Source organism: Sorangium sp. So ce836 (assembly GCF_028553905.1).
GTDB lineage: Bacteria > Myxococcota_A > Polyangia > Polyangiales > Polyangiaceae > Sorangium > Sorangium cellulosum_D.
Map to the genome: position 1 here is coordinate 3274078 of NZ_CP102233.1, position 13808 is coordinate 3287885.

General features: G+C 69.9%; 12 protein-coding genes. 4 read left to right on the top strand and 8 right to left on the bottom strand.

What is annotated here, in order from left to right:
• Positions 1-49: 49 nt before the first annotated feature.
• Both NQZ70_RS11905 and istA read right to left on the bottom strand, forming a co-directional pair.
• Positions 50-715, bottom strand: coding sequence for an ATP-binding protein (locus tag NQZ70_RS11905; RefSeq protein WP_165373915.1), 666 nt, complete (start codon positions 713-715; stop codon positions 50-52).
• An 11-nt stretch (positions 716-726) separates the two neighbouring features.
• A complete protein-coding gene (gene istA / locus NQZ70_RS11910; protein ID WP_129574330.1) occupies positions 727-2262 on the bottom strand; it encodes an IS21 family transposase in 1536 nt (511 codons plus the stop codon).
• 660 nt (positions 2263-2922) lie between these two features.
• Between istA and NQZ70_RS11915 the strand changes: the two genes are divergently transcribed.
• Positions 2923-3807, top strand: coding sequence for an SDR family oxidoreductase (locus tag NQZ70_RS11915; RefSeq protein WP_129574331.1), 885 nt, complete (start codon positions 2923-2925; stop codon positions 3805-3807).
• Between the two features lie 131 nt (positions 3808-3938).
• Here NQZ70_RS11915 and NQZ70_RS11920 read toward each other — a convergent pair whose 3' ends face one another.
• Together NQZ70_RS11920 and NQZ70_RS11925 are read right to left on the bottom strand one after the other, a co-directional pair.
• Positions 3939-4343 carry a hypothetical protein gene (locus NQZ70_RS11920; RefSeq protein WP_165373916.1) on the bottom strand — a complete coding sequence of 135 codons (405 nt, stop codon included), beginning with the start codon at positions 4341-4343 and terminating at the stop codon, positions 3939-3941.
• 441 nt (positions 4344-4784) lie between these two features.
• Complete coding sequence (locus tag NQZ70_RS11925) at positions 4785-5435, bottom strand: glycoside hydrolase family 11 protein (protein WP_129581295.1); 651 nt, start codon at positions 5433-5435, stop codon at positions 4785-4787.
• Between the two features lie 37 nt (positions 5436-5472).
• Between NQZ70_RS11925 and NQZ70_RS11930 the strand changes: the two genes are divergently transcribed.
• Positions 5473-5835, top strand: coding sequence for a hypothetical protein (locus tag NQZ70_RS11930; RefSeq protein WP_207217807.1), 363 nt, complete (start codon positions 5473-5475; stop codon positions 5833-5835).
• A gap of 69 nt (positions 5836-5904) precedes the next feature.
• On the opposite strand, the gene NQZ70_RS11935 is transcribed toward NQZ70_RS11930, so the two are convergent.
• Together NQZ70_RS11935 and NQZ70_RS11940 are read right to left on the bottom strand one after the other, a co-directional pair.
• A complete protein-coding gene (locus NQZ70_RS11935; protein ID WP_129574332.1) occupies positions 5905-6237 on the bottom strand; it encodes a hypothetical protein in 333 nt (110 codons plus the stop codon).
• A gap of 989 nt (positions 6238-7226) precedes the next feature.
• Positions 7227-7409 carry a hypothetical protein gene (locus NQZ70_RS11940; RefSeq protein ID WP_129574333.1) on the bottom strand — a complete coding sequence of 61 codons (183 nt, stop codon included), beginning with the start codon at positions 7407-7409 and terminating at the stop codon, positions 7227-7229.
• Between the two features lie 304 nt (positions 7410-7713).
• On the opposite strand from NQZ70_RS11940, the gene NQZ70_RS11945 reads away from it, so the two are divergent.
• Positions 7714-9504: a hypothetical protein gene (locus tag NQZ70_RS11945; RefSeq protein WP_165373917.1), complete on the top strand. Its 1791-nt coding sequence runs from the start codon at positions 7714-7716 to the stop codon at positions 9502-9504.
• On the opposite strand, the gene NQZ70_RS11950 is transcribed toward NQZ70_RS11945, so the two are convergent.
• Together NQZ70_RS11950 and NQZ70_RS11955 are read right to left on the bottom strand one after the other, a co-directional pair.
• A complete protein-coding gene (locus tag NQZ70_RS11950; RefSeq protein ID WP_237245243.1) occupies positions 9501-10070 on the bottom strand; it encodes a hypothetical protein in 570 nt (189 codons plus the stop codon). The two genes, NQZ70_RS11945 and NQZ70_RS11950, sit on opposite strands and share 4 nt — an antisense overlap.
• Positions 10071-10146: 76 nt before the next feature.
• Positions 10147-11607 carry a peptidoglycan-binding protein gene (locus tag NQZ70_RS11955; protein WP_207217808.1) on the bottom strand — a complete coding sequence of 487 codons (1461 nt, stop codon included), beginning with the start codon at positions 11605-11607 and terminating at the stop codon, positions 10147-10149.
• A gap of 577 nt (positions 11608-12184) precedes the next feature.
• Between NQZ70_RS11955 and NQZ70_RS11960 the strand changes: the two genes are divergently transcribed.
• Positions 12185-13708: an RtcB family protein gene (locus NQZ70_RS11960; RefSeq protein WP_237245244.1), complete on the top strand. Its 1524-nt coding sequence runs from the start codon at positions 12185-12187 to the stop codon at positions 13706-13708.
• Positions 13709-13808: the final 100 nt, after the last annotated feature.

Sequence of the window (13808 nt, forward strand, 5' to 3'; positions counted from 1 at the left end):
GGCTCCGTCGCACCGCATGTGCAGCCAGCGTGCCAGCGCCAGCAATGCCTCAGCGGCGACGATCGGCTGAGTGGGGTTCGAATCCTCTGTGACTCTCGCTGTACTGGGCTTGGTTGATCGTGATGACCGTCGACCGCAGGCCGTGGCGGTCCTCGAAGACCTCGAGCAAGTCGCGGCGCTCCTGGTCCTTGAGCGGGGCGAGCCCCCAGTCGTCGAGCACGAGCACGTCGATCTTCGCCAGCCGCCCCAGCAGGCGCGTGTACGTCCCGTCGGCGTGCGCCAGGGCGAGTTCCTCCAGCAGGCGCGGCACGCGACGGTAGAGCGCGCGGAAGCCAGCGCGGCACGCCTGATGCGCCAGCGCGCAGCCCAGGTAGCTCTTGCCCACGCCGGTCATCCCGGTGATGAGCACGTTGGCGTGGTCGACGATCCAGCGACCCGACGAGAGCTGGCGGATCTGTGCCCGATCGAGCTCCCGCTTCGGCGCGTAGTCGATGTCCTCGAGGCACGCGCTCGGGATCCGCAGCTTCGCCTCGCGCAAGAGCCGCCCGATCCGCTTGTTGTCACGGGCCATGTGCTCGGCGTCGACGAGCAGCGCAAAGCGGCCGTCGAAGTCGAGCTCGGCCATCGCGGCGTCAGTCCGCTGCGCCACCCAGGTGTTCGCCATGACGTAGAGGTGAAGGCTCTTGAGCTTCTCGAGCGTGGGTTCGGTCAACACGTCGTTCTCCATCAGTTGAGGTAGTAGTCACGGCCACGGATGTTCTCGTGGTCGATGGGTTGGGGGGCGACGGGGGCCCCGTCATCATGAGCAAGCGGCACGCGATCGAGCCCGTTCTTCAGGATCGACTCGATGTGCCGGTAGGATCGGGCGCGGACGCGCCCGGCGCGCTCGCAGGCGGCCTCCAGCCGCTCCTGGCCGTAGCGCTTGCCGAGGCGCAGCAGGCCCAGGCAGGAGCGGAAGCCCTGTTCGGGGTGGGGCCGCTCGGCCAGGATCGCCGCGCAGAGCTGCCGGGTTGCCGGGCCGATCTTCTCGGCCCACGCCAGCAGGCGCGAGGGCGTCCACTCTGCGTGCGCCCGGTGGGCGCTCGGCATGTGCTCACGCAGGGTCGAGTGCTTGCCGCGCGCTCGCGAGCGGGGGTGCGACGCGATCCGGCGGCTGTGCAGCAGGACCTCGACCGTCGCGACCGTCGCCCTGATCCAGACCTCCTGGTGCACGTGCGCATACGGCACCGAGTAGAAGTGGTCATCGAAGACCACGTGGTAGTCGATGTTGACACGCGCCTTCTTCCACTCGGCGTACTCGAAAGCCTCAGCAGGCAGGGCGGCGAGCGCTGGCCTCTCGAGCTTCTCGAAGAGCTCTCTCCGGCTCTCCCCGTAGCGCTTCATCACACGGCTGTTGATGTCGACCAGCAGCTCGGTGATGCGCGCGTTAAGCGCTGCGAGCGAGTGAAACACCTCGTTGCGAATACGGGCAAGAATCCACCGCTCGACGACCTGCACGGCGACCTCGACCTTGGCCTTGTCGCGCGGATGCTTCGGTCGCGCGGGCAGCACCGTCGTGCCGTAGTGCGCGGCCATCTCCTCGTACGTCCGCTGTACCTGCGGCTCGTACCGGCAGGCGCGCGTGACGCCGCTCTTGAGCTGGTCGCACACGACGGCGCGCGTGACACCGCCGAAGAACGCGAACGCGCGGCAGTGGCTTCCGATCCAGTCGGGTCCTCTCTGGCTGCGCGTCGCCTCGGCATACGTGTAGCTGGAGGCGCCCAGCACGGCGACGAACAGCTCGACCTGGGTGACGCCGCCGGTGGCAGCGTCCACGAGGGTCGGCTTCTTCCCCGCGTAATCCACGAACATCTTCTCGCCCGCGACGTGCACCTGGCGCATCACCAGGCCGCGCCGCGCGAGCCACGCCCGGTACCGGTTGCAGAAGGCGGTGTACCGCAGACCGTTGGGATGCTGCCGCAGGTACTCCAGGTGCAGCAGCTCCAGCGTCACGTGCGGCCGGTGCCGCTCGCGGTGAATCCAGGCGCAGTCAGGCTCGGCCGGCGCGACCCCCGGCTCGACGACGGCTGTGCCGTAGAGCGTCCGCTCGAGCGCCTCGTCGTCCAGCTGGGTGACCTGCTCCCACATCGTGAGGCCGGCGGCCTTGGCGCGCGCCAGAACGCTGCCCACGGCCCCGGGGCTTGTGCCGTTGCTCGTCGCCGTCTGCCGGTGCGTGCGGCCGAGGAGCCACTTCTGTCGAAGAATCTCTCGCGTTTTGTGCATGGACAGTCGCTCCGTCGCCACCTGGGACCCTCCTCCGAGGCCCGGGTGGGTGGACCCGACGTCCAGCGCCGCTACGCCTCAGCCTCGTGAGCCGCGCAGGATGCACCAGCGCGATCACGAGCGGCGATCCGCGCGATCACGACCGTGATCCCGCTGATCACGATGGTGATCCGGGTGATCACGATGCGCTGATCCGAGCGATCACGATGCGGTGATCCCGGTGATCACGATGGCGTGAAATCCGCACTGAACGACGCGGCGCTCGAGCCTCGCGCCGGGGGAGAGCTCCTCGCCGGCCCTCTCGTCTCTGCCCGCATGCGCCCGGGCCTGGGCAGACGCCGCCTCGCGCGCAGCATCGTCGACCGCGGCGAGAGCCGCAAGCGGCCATGCCCATGCCGGTGGCTGGGCGGTTACGAAGCGCCAGACAGCTCGGGGATGGCTTAGAGGCGCCAAGGACGCGCTCGGGCGCAGGACGGCCCCGTAGAAGCGCCAGAGACGAGCTCTGGACGGCGGCGGCCTCCTGGAGCACCCCGCCCCCGGTACGAACATGCGGCCGCGCCGCGGCAGCGCTCTCACCGCTCACCGCGGCGCTGCTGTATACACATCGATCTCGAAGGGCATATCGTGCGCGGCGCGTGAACGTGATAGCGTCCGCGCCCGATGAGCACCAACCAGAAAACGCTTGAAAACAAGGTCGCAATCGTCACCGGAGGCGCCTCCGGCATCGGCCGCGCGCTCGGTGAAGAGCTCGCCCATCGAGGGTGCGAGGTCGTGCTGGCGGATCGCCAGCACAGCGTCGCCGCGGAGGTCGCCAAAGGCATCACCGACCGCGGAGGTCGCGCGACCGCCGCCGAGCTCGACGTGCGCAGCCTGCCGGCCTTCAAGGCCATCGCAAAAGACACGCTGCAGCGCTCAGGCCGCATCGACTACCTGTTCAACAACGCCGGCATCGTCGTCGGGGGCGAGATGGCCAGTCACGTGCAAGAGGACTGGGACGACGTCATCGACGTCAACCTGCGCGGCGTCGTTTACGGCATCCAGGCAGTCTACCCGATCATGGTGAAGCAGGGTTCAGGACACATTTTGAATACAGCCTCCGTCGCAGGCCTCGTCGCGGGCTTTAACGAGGGCGCCTACACCGCCACCAAGCACGCCGTCGTCGCCGTCACCAAGGCCCTCCGCGTGGAGGCAGAGCGCTACGGCGTCCGCGCCTCCGTCCTGTGCCCCGGCACCATCCGCACACCCATCCTCACCGGCGGTGTGTACGGCCGTATCAACGTGGAGAACGTCTCCAAAGAGGCCATCATGCGCATGTCGGAGCGCCTGCGCCCAATCCCCCCCGAAGAGCTCGCGCGCCGCACGCTCGACGCCGTCGCCCGCAACGAGGCGATCATCGTCCTGCCCAAATGGTGGAAGGCATTCTGGTACCTCGATCGCCTGTCTCCGGCGCTCAGCCTCAAGCTAGCCAGCTACAGGCACAAGCGCATGCGCGAGGAGATGCTGGCCGCCGGCGCCAAGCCCAAGAGCATTGACGCCGACGCGTGAGCGGGATCCGTGAGCACATCGAATAGAGCCGAACTGGGCGACGCTTCGGTGCCGTTCGAGTTCGATGTCCACGCCATGATCTGGTCCGAGGATGCCCCCGCTTTGGAGAACGCTCTTCACCGTGAGTTCCACTACCGGCGGGTCAACCTGATCATGAGAGGAAGGAGTTCTTCCACGTCGAGATCGATGAGGTCGCGGAGGTTGTGCGCAAACTGCACGGCGATATCGTTCGCCTTGACATTTGCGATGTCCCCGAGCGTGCCCAGGTGGACGACGGCGGCCCCGAGTTCGTGCCCGGGGACCTCGACGCCGGCTATGCGTGGAGCGGCCCCCCGACCGACGCCCGCGCCGGCGCGAGGGGCCGCGCCGATCGGCTCCGGCGCCATGTGCTCGACGGCGGCCGCGCCAAGTTCCTCCTCGTCGAGCTGCTGGATGGTGAACGACCACAGCCCCGCACACGTGCCCCAGGCGCAGCAAGCCGAAGCCGCGCCCTCGACGACCCGCGACCGCCAGCACCGGCACGGGCGTGCGCCCATGGCCCTGCACAGCTTCCCCGGCCTGCCCGCGCTTGCCGCTGCAGCTGCCGGGCACAGCAGCCAACCTTTCGAAACCATTCAGGATTATTTCTGCGTCTCCGAATCGTTTTCCTCTTGCAGAAGACCTCCCCGAACACGCTCGCGGCGCGCAGGACGGCCCGGGCCCCAGGCGGCAGCCTCCCGAGCCGGGCCTGCACCATCGCCAGCACCCCGTGCGCCTGCGGGCGACCTTCACGCGGGCGGCGACGTCGGCGTCGACCGCGCCTTCCGCCGGTTGCTGTTGCGCCCAGCCACCCGTCGTCGCAGGCCGCTCTTGCTCTTGCATCGTGTCGCGAATCTACGGCGACGGCGCGCACCTCGCTAGGATGCGGTCTACAGAACGGATATCGGTGTTCGCGCCGTACACCCACGAAACGTTTAGGAGTGCCACATTTCTTTCGATTAGGGCGTCTCGTCCCAAACGCGACCAGATGCAGTTCCATTGCTACCGGGGTTGAACACCTCGACAGCTATGACCTGATAGGTGGGATCGTCGCTCGCGTCCAGATTGTTCATGTTCGGAACAATCCAGCCGGTATCGGCCCATGCCTTCACGTGATCGGCGAATATGATTTTGTGGTCCTGTCCGAGGGCCTGCGGCCGAGCAGGCTTGCTCCAGTATTGGTAGAAAGTGGAGCGACCATTGATAGAGGGCTGCTGCTGCCGCGTTGAGCGGTAAGTGGAATACTCAACCCCATCGCTCACGAAGGTCTTGCCAGAGGTAGCACCTTGGCTGGGGTCATAACTCCATCGTTGCAGAATGTAATACTCCACCAGGTGTGCCGGGTTTGAAGTAGGCATACTCTTGTCGTACCCCCAGCCGTACAAAGCGATATAGCTCGCGCCGCTGTCGTTATTCAAGCGGTAGCCGATCACCCTGTTCTCATCTCCGTAATGCCATCCTGGACCACCGACATAGTTATAGCCACCGCCCTGCCAGGTCACGCTGAATTCGCCATTCGGGTCCACAGTCAAAGATGTCGAGCCGCCATCTTTCCAGTGAGTGAAGAAAAAATCACCAACATGGCCCGTTGCGTGATTTGAAGTGATCACAGTTTTGTTGGTGTATTTCTCAGTGTAGGCTGGATACTTGGAGAAATCAGGGGTAGGCGTACCCGTTGTATCCCCGCCTCCAGCAGAACCAGAAGAACTAGAGCTGCTCGAAGACGAACTAGAGCTGCTCGAAGACGAACTAGAGCTGCTCGAAGACGAACTAGAGCTGCTCGAAGATGAACTAGAGCTGCTCGAAGATGAACTAGAGCTGGAGCTGGAGGATGAAGAGCTGCTAGAAGACGATGAGCTGCTCGAGGACCCTGTGGTATTGGTATCATCGCCACAGCCTGCTAGCGCGACTGACGCGAACGCCAGTATGAACCAACGAGAGGACCAATTCTGCTGTGAAATTTTCATGGACGCTTTCCGGGATTGCTTGCTGACGATTGTTGTTATGTGATGTTTCACGGCTTATGTCTTCGCCCATTCTCGGGCAAATTGTGCCCTGGGCCATGCTCTCTCTGGAAGATTAATCGGCCCACGCTGCGCGCGCCGCTCCCCGCTCCCCGCTCTCGCCGGAGGCGGCGAGCAGCCGGTACATCGTGCGGATGGAGGCGAGATTGACGCCGCGCGACAGCAGCGTCGCGTAGACCTCCGGCGGGGGCTGGTCGACGAGCTCGTCGCTGTGCAGCACGTCGAGCACGGCCTTCCGCTCGGGGTCACTGAGCCGGCGTGGGCTCGGAGCGGGCCGGGGCGGCGCGGGCCGGGTCTGCCGGTAGAGCGCGGCGCGGCTGACGCCGAGCGCCGCACACGCCTGCGCGATGGGGACGTGCGGGTTATCGAGCTCCTCGATGACGTCCATCAGCGCTCTCCGTCGTTTGTGAGATTGACGCCCAGAATGGCAGAGACTTTTTTGGGAGCTCGATGAGCTTCTCAGCGAGCGCGAGCTTCTCCTCGAGGCGCGCCGAGCGCTTCTCGAGCTCGGCATGCGCCGGTCCTTCGCGTCCTGCTTCGGCTTGTGACCGGGCTTGCGCTCCGCGAGAGCCTCGCTGCCGTGGAGGGCGAGCTGCTTGCGCCACGCCGCCAGGAGGGAGCTGTAGATGCCCTCGCGGCGCAGCAACGCGTCGATGTCCCCGCGCTGGGTGCACGCAGCCGCCTCGCGAACGATGCGCAGCTTCTCCGCCGCCGAGAGCTTCCTCCTCTTGCCCGGCTTCGCCACGCTCTCGACGGCGGCGCCACTCGGGCGGGGCGCAGCGCCCTGCGCCGCTGGGGCGGGGGTAGGATCGACGGATCGGAGATGCGAAGGCTTCGGCACGGGTCAGGTCCATTCTCCTCCCTTTCACCACAGATTTCCAGGGGCAGTTTGTCTCACCCGACGTTGGCACAGAGGGGAGCGCACTGGAACGTCGGTGGGCTCGCCAAGCGCGGTGAGGAAGCGGGCGATGCTCCTTGGCTCGGTGAGCATGGCGACGAGCTTCATCCTGCCTTTGCAAGCTGGACACGCGAGGACATCGATCGCAAGCGTGCGGCGCAGAAGCTCGGCCCACGGCCGGTAGGCGCCCCGCTTGCGTTTGGGAGCGGGCTCGTCGTCCGCCCTCGTGGGCTCTGTCAGCTTCGCATGGCGCGGTCCGATGCACTGCACCGAGCTGGCCGACGTTCACCTCGACATCTGCGACAGCCCTGAGCGTGCCCAAGTAGACGACGGCGGCCCCGAGTTCGTGCCCGGGCCTCAACGCCGGCTAGGCGTGGAGCAACACTCCGACCGACGCCCGCGCCGCGGCGAGGGACCACGCCGATTGGCTCCGGCGCCATGTGCTCGACGGCGGCCGCGCCGAGTTCCTCCTTGTCGAGCTACTGGATAGTGAACGACCGCAGCCCCGAGCGCGTGCCCTGGGCGCAGCGATCCGAAGCTTCCAGGTAGAACGCATGCCCGCCGGCGAGCGCCACGATGCGCTCCAGCATCTCCCGGCCGATGCTCGCGCCGAGCGCCTGCCGCACCAGCCGCTCGCACGCTTTGCGCGGCAGCTCCTTCAACCGGATCTCCCTGCGTCTGGCGCTCCGCCCACAGCCGGGGAAAGGTCTCATGCTCCTCGGGCCGGGCCAGCGCGAGCACCATCCAGGGCATGGCGCGCAGATCCGCGCAGCGCTGCGTCGAGGAAGCTCACCGTGGGCTGGTCGCCCCGGTGGAGATCCTCGAGCACGAGCAGCGGCGGCGAGCGCCGGAAGCCGCCGGGCGCTACCGGGCGAGCGCGCCGCGCCCGACCGGCCGGCCTCATCGCGGCCGCGCTCCCCGATGCTCTGCCGCGATGCGCGGCGGGCGCCGGTCATCGGATGCGGCATGGATGCGCAGCGCGCAAAGGCGAGGACCGGCGCCCTCCGCCTGCTCGCAGCGCTGCTCCTCGCAGCGCCCCTCCTCTGGACGAGCTGCGGCCGGCCGTCCGCTCGGGTGCCCGCGGCGCGCCGCGCGGAGCCGGGCGTGCGGGCCGTCCTGGAGGCGCACGCCGCCGCGCGCCCGGCGCCGGTCGCGGGCTCGGTCCCGCTGCTGCTCGTCGCCGACGCCGCGACGAGCGCGCCCTCGAAGGGCCCGGCCGGCGCGACGCCGCCGCTGGAGGCCGTCGTGTCCTCGGGCGTGCCGTTCGCGCCGGGCGCGCTGCGCGACGTCCGCCTCCTCCGCCTGCGCGACGGCCGCGGCGCCCTCGTCCCGTTGCGCGCGAAGCCGCTCGCGGTCTGGCCCCTGGACGGCTCGATCCGCAGCGCGCTCGTCGCGTTCCGCGCCGCGCTCGCGCCGGGCGAGCGCGCGATCTACACGCTGGAGCACGGCGCTCCCCCGCGCCCCGCAAAGAGCGCTCCGCCCGGCGAGCCCCCGGCCGGCGCGCCCCCGGCCGGCGCGCCCCCACCCCGCGCCAAGGCGAGCTCCCCCGGGCAGCGGGCGGACGCGCCGGGCATCGAGGGCGCCGCGCTCGACGAGTCGCTTCTGCCCAACCCGGACGGCCCGATCGCCGCGGTGCTCCCGCCCTCGTGGTACGCGGCGAGCCAGGTGTGCGGGCCGCAGCTCCCCGCCATCGACGACCGCCGCTTCCCCGGGTTCGAGAGCGGCATCGAGCGCGCGCTCGCCGGCATGACGCCCGCCTACGACGCGTACGGGGTCAGCTGCGCGGGCGCGCACCGCACCTACTACGACGGCCCGCACGCGCTCTACCAGCGCTTCCTCCGGAACGGCGACGCCGCCCGCTACCGGCGCGCCCGCGCCGAGGCCGTCTGGTACCGGCAGCACGAGCTCCGGTTCTCGCCCGACCGGCGGCTCGCGGTCCACGTCTGCGAGAAGGACGACTGGACGCCCGCGGCGCCCCTCTCCTGGGAGGTCCTCCGGCGCATGCTCGGCCAGGGGATGCTCGACGATTACCTGCTCACCGGCGACCCGCCGGCGAAGGAGGCGGTCCTCGCGATGGGCGAGGCGCTGCGGCTGAACCTGCCCGCGCTCACGGGTGGCAAGGAGGACGTGCTGCGCGCGACCGAGCGCAACATGGCCTGGGCGATGATGACGCTGTCGAGCTACTACGCGCTCGATCCGCGTCCGGAGCTCCTCGCGGCGCTGCGCGGCCTCGCGGATCGCACGGCGGCGTGGCAGCGGCAGGGCGCGTCGGGCGCCTTCGAGCACGACATCCACCGCGCCGACCCGTCCGAGTGCGAGCGCGGCCCGCGCGGCGCCTCGCCGTTCATGACCGCGCTGCTCGTCGACGCGCTCATGGATTACCGCGCGCTCACCGGCGACCCGCGGGTCCGCGACGTGGTGGCGCGCGCGGCGGGCTGGCTCGCGGAGCGCGCGATCACCTCGGACCGGCGCGCGTTCCGGTACCTCTGGGGCTGCGAGACCGACGCGTACGACGACAGCGGGACCGCGGACCTCAACCTGCTGATCGTGCCCGTGTTCGGCGCCGCCTACGCGCTGACCGGCGATCCGCGGTGGATCGACGTGGGGGACGCGCTGGCCGACGTGGGCGTGAAGGAGATGTGGGTGAAGCAGCCCAAGCACTGGAACCAGGCGATGCGCGCGTTCGGGCGCTACCTCGGGTACCGGTCGGCGCTCGCGGCGCCGGCGACGGCGGGGCGGCTGTCCGCCGGGCCCTAGCCCGCGGGCCGGAGCCGGAAGGCGCCGCACTCCGGGTGCTCGATGCGCCCGGCGAAGAGCGAGCCGTCGAGCGCGAGATCGCCCTTCATGCTCACGGTGACGTAGTTGGGAGGGCGCTCGAGCCAGGCGCCGGGCGAGAACGCCGCGGTGCGCGTCTCGGGGTCGTAACGGCCGCGCATCAGGTACTTCCCGGATACGCCGGACGCGGCATGACGGAAGTCGAAGACGGCCTTGATCCGGTCGCCCTGGACCTGAAGGATCCGGAACGTCATTTCGGTCGTGCCCTGCGGACAGTCGTAGTCGCCGATCCAGGTGCGCCTCCGCGCGAACGGGTTCTCGCCGCGGGCCTCGTCCGGCACCCAGTCGTCCGCGGCCACCGCGGCTTCCGCCGCCGGGGGCGGATCGTGAATCACGATGTAGATCGTCTCGGCGGGGGGCGGCGGCTCCGGGGCGCGCGGCTCGGCCAGGGTGGGCGCGGGGCCGCAGGCGGCGAGCAGGAGGGCCGCGCAGGGGGCGCGGCGCAGGGCAGAGCGCCGTTCGGGGACAAGGGCGTTCGCGGTACCCATGGGCGGGAGGGTACCACACGGGCGCGCGGGCGGAGCCAGCGCCGGCGCGCCAGGCGGGCGGCGGGGCGCCGCGCGATCAGCCGGGGAAGGAGCGGTACAGCGAGCTCATGTTCCGCGCGTACGTGTCGGCGTGCGCGGTGTAGTAGCGCAGCCGCGAGAGCTCGAAGGCGGCGCCCGCAGGGTCTCCCGCGTCGAAGCGCGCCAGCGCCGGCTGGTAGTGTTTGCCCATGAGCCGCCAGTAGTCGGCGGCGCCGTCGAGCGCTTCGGGGTGGGCGCGAAAGCGCATGTCCACCGGCTTCCACACGTCGGGATCGCGCTGCACCCGCTCGGCGACGCGGATCACGTAATACTGCCCGGGCCACTGGCCGAATCCGGTGATGTTGCCCAGGTTGTAGTTCCACACCTTCTGCCCGCGTCCGTTCTCGATGGCCACGTGCGCCCATGCGCAGGCGAGGCGCGCGCGGCTCGGGTTCTCCTGGAAGACGAGCTCGTGGCTGTGCTCCAGCACCGCGGAGAGCTCGCCCTCGGAGAGCGGTGTGGCCTGCCGGGGCACCTCGCGTGGGGGCAGGGCCTCGCCGCTCCGCGCCTCGGCGGCGCTCCAGGTGAGGGGACCGACGATGCCGTCCGCCCCGAGGCCGTGCCGCTTCTGCCACTGCCGCGTGAGCCGATCGGTGACGCCGCCGAAGATCCCGTCCGCATCGACCCCGAGGATCCGCTGCCAAACGATGACGTCCTCGCCCCGCGAGCCGAGGCGCAGGATCTGGCGGACGACGGGGCTCGGCCCCGGCTGTCCGCTCGTCGAGGCGTGCTCGGCCTGCTCGAGCGCGTCGGCGCCGACGGGCGGATCTGCGGGTCTCGTCGGATCGGCCCCGGGGCCCTCCAGCCAGGGGCGGATGTGCTGGCGGAGCACCCTCGGCAGGACCTCGCGCTGCTGGAGGATGTGCGCCTCGGCGTCGATGGCCTTGCTGGCGTACGAGTAGATCCAGAGCTGCCCATCGTTGCGCACCGCGGGCGCGTCGACGGGGCCCGAGGCGTCGAGGGGCCACTCCGTGGCCTGGCGGAGCACCGTCGCGGTGGAGAGGAAGGGAGTCTCCGGCGGCCTGAGCTGCTCGACGTAGCTCTGCTGGGTGTGCGTGGCCACGACGAGCAGCTCGCCCCGGCGGGCGCGCGCGAACGCGTCGCGCCACACGTCGATCTGCCACGCGACCGGCGGCTTGCTCGCGTGGGTGCCGTCGACGAGCACCAGGGCGGCGACGGCGCCGTTCGCCTGCGCCTTCTCGAGCAGGCGGGATCGCACGCCGCTGCAGCCGAGAGAGTAGCCGGCGAGGACGACGCGGCCGATGGTGGGGAGGTGCAGCCGGTCGCGCACCGCGGCGATCACCGCGTCGAGGCTGTCGGCGGGCTTGCCGGTGGCATAGGCGACCACGCACGGCGCGGGGCCGAGGGCGTCGCGCAGCGCGGCGTCCATGTGAGGGCCGACGAGGTAGCAGAGGACGAGATCGCGGGGCTCACCTGAGCCCATCTGGACGATGCGCATGGCAGATTCCTTTCGTCGATGAGGGCCGGCTCAGGCGCGAGCTCGGGGCCTTGCAGGTGCGGCCACCCCCCGGTGGATTCACCATCAGATCACGACCACGGGCGTCGGGCGTCAAGGCTGTATCTGACCAAGGGAGTCGAGCTGATGCCCTGAACGGCACGGCTCGGATTCGGTTGCCGTGGGTGGGTGGAGCTGTCAGGCCAGGGGGAGAGCCTCGGCGCCGCGCCAGCGAGAGGCGCGGGCGAGGTGGGTGCGGTCGAAGAGGCCGCGGAGCTGCGCCTCGCCACCGCGCGAGAGACGGAGCGCACGGAAAGTGTGATTGGCCGCACGTGAGTGTGCCTCGACCTCGCGCGCCCTGCCGGCTGGCCCGACCAGCGCGAGCCGCTTGACGATCTGCGTTTCGCGTCTATCTTGAGCTCCGCTGCTGCGGTGTGCGCCTCCCTCGTGCGCGCGCCGGGTCCAAACCGGGGGAGAGTGAGCCGCGGCCCCTTCGCGCGATCGCGTCGGCCGCGTGCGTCTTCGTGAATTGGACAGCAGCATGGTTGGCAAATTGCATCTCGATGCGGTGGTGCGTCGCGTGGATGGCGCGACGGCCCGCATCGACAATCCGTTCGGGATCCCGATCACCCTCGTGGCGAGGGAAGATGTCGTCGTCGAGGCCGACGGCATCGAGGAGCTCCTCCGTTTCGCCTCGCTGGAAGGCACGCTGCGCGATCTCCACGCCTGGGAGAAGGCCGGCAGGATCGCCCCGTTCTGGGGCGGCGCGGCCGGCGAGATCCGATCCATCGTGCTCACGCCGGATTTTCATAAGGGCGCGGGCATCCCCGTGGGCACGGTCGTCGATGCGCGCGGGTTCGTGGTGCCGCAGGCCGTCGGCAACGATGTCTGTTGCGGCATGCGCCTGCTCGCGACCGACGTCGATCGGGACGAGCTCGCCCCGCATGTCGGCGCCCTGAAGCGGCGGCTCCGCGCCATCTTCTTCCAGGGACAGCGCGATATCCCCATGTCGCCGCGCCAGCGCGCGGCCATGCTCCGCGACGGCCTCGCCGGGTTGCACGAGACGGCGGCGGACAACGCTCGCACGGGCCTGTGGAACCATTACGATCCGCGCGCGCAGCGCGAGGATCTCGAGCGCGTGCACTTCCACGGCGCGCTGCCCGCGCGCGGTACGTTCGCGTTCGACGCGTACATCCAGGCGTCGGGCCGCGCGGACGGGCGCGACATCCAGATCGGAACGGTCGGCGGAGGCAACCACTTCGTCGAGATCCAGGCCGTGGACGAGCTCGTCGACGGCGGGACGGCGCGCGCGTTCGGGCTGACGAAGAACGCCGTCACGATCATGGCCCACGCGGGCTCCGTCGGGCTCGGACACGCGGTCGGCGGCTATTTCAACGAGCGCGCCCGCGCGCTGTACCCGGCGGGCGTGCCCCATCCGGCGCACGGCTTTTATGTGCTGCCCGCGGTGGGGCCCCACGCCCGCGAGGCCTCGGTCTACCTGGATGCGATGCGGAACGCCGCCAATTTCGCGTTCGCGAACCGCCTCTTCCTGGGCCTCATGGTGGTGCGCGCGATGCAGGAGGTCCTCGGCCGTCGGGTCGCGAGCTCGCTCGTGTACGATGCGCCGCACAACCTCATCTGGGAGCCCGACGGCGTCGAGCCGCGCTACCTGCACCGCAAGGGCGCGACGCCGGCCGGGGGACCGGATGGGCAGGGCGGGGTGTTCGCGTACACCGGTCACCCGGTGATCATCCCCGGATCCATGGGCGACGCGAGCTGGGTGCTCGCCGGCGCAGGCCACGCGGAGCTGCTCGCGAGCGCGTGCCACGGCGCGGGCCGCAGCCTCACGCGCGGCCGCTCCGCGCACGCCGACGAGGACCTCTACCGGCGCGCGGTCGAGAAGCTGCATGTCGTGACGCCCCTCGATCCGGATGCGCCGAGCGTCCGGCGGCGGCGCGACATCCTCGCGAAGTACCACCAGCGGATGAAAGAGGAGGCGCCGTATGCCTACAAGCCGATCACGCCGGTCGTCCGTTCCGTCGAGGATGCGGGGATCGCGCGGCGCGTGGCGCGACTCTGGCCGCTCGTCACGGTCAAGGGATAGGGGCGCGCTCCGAACGATGGCGCACGATCGCGCCGCCCGCGGTCCGTGAAGCCGCGCACGTTCCGGGTTGGCACCCCCCGGAGCAGACCTGTAGCCTGCC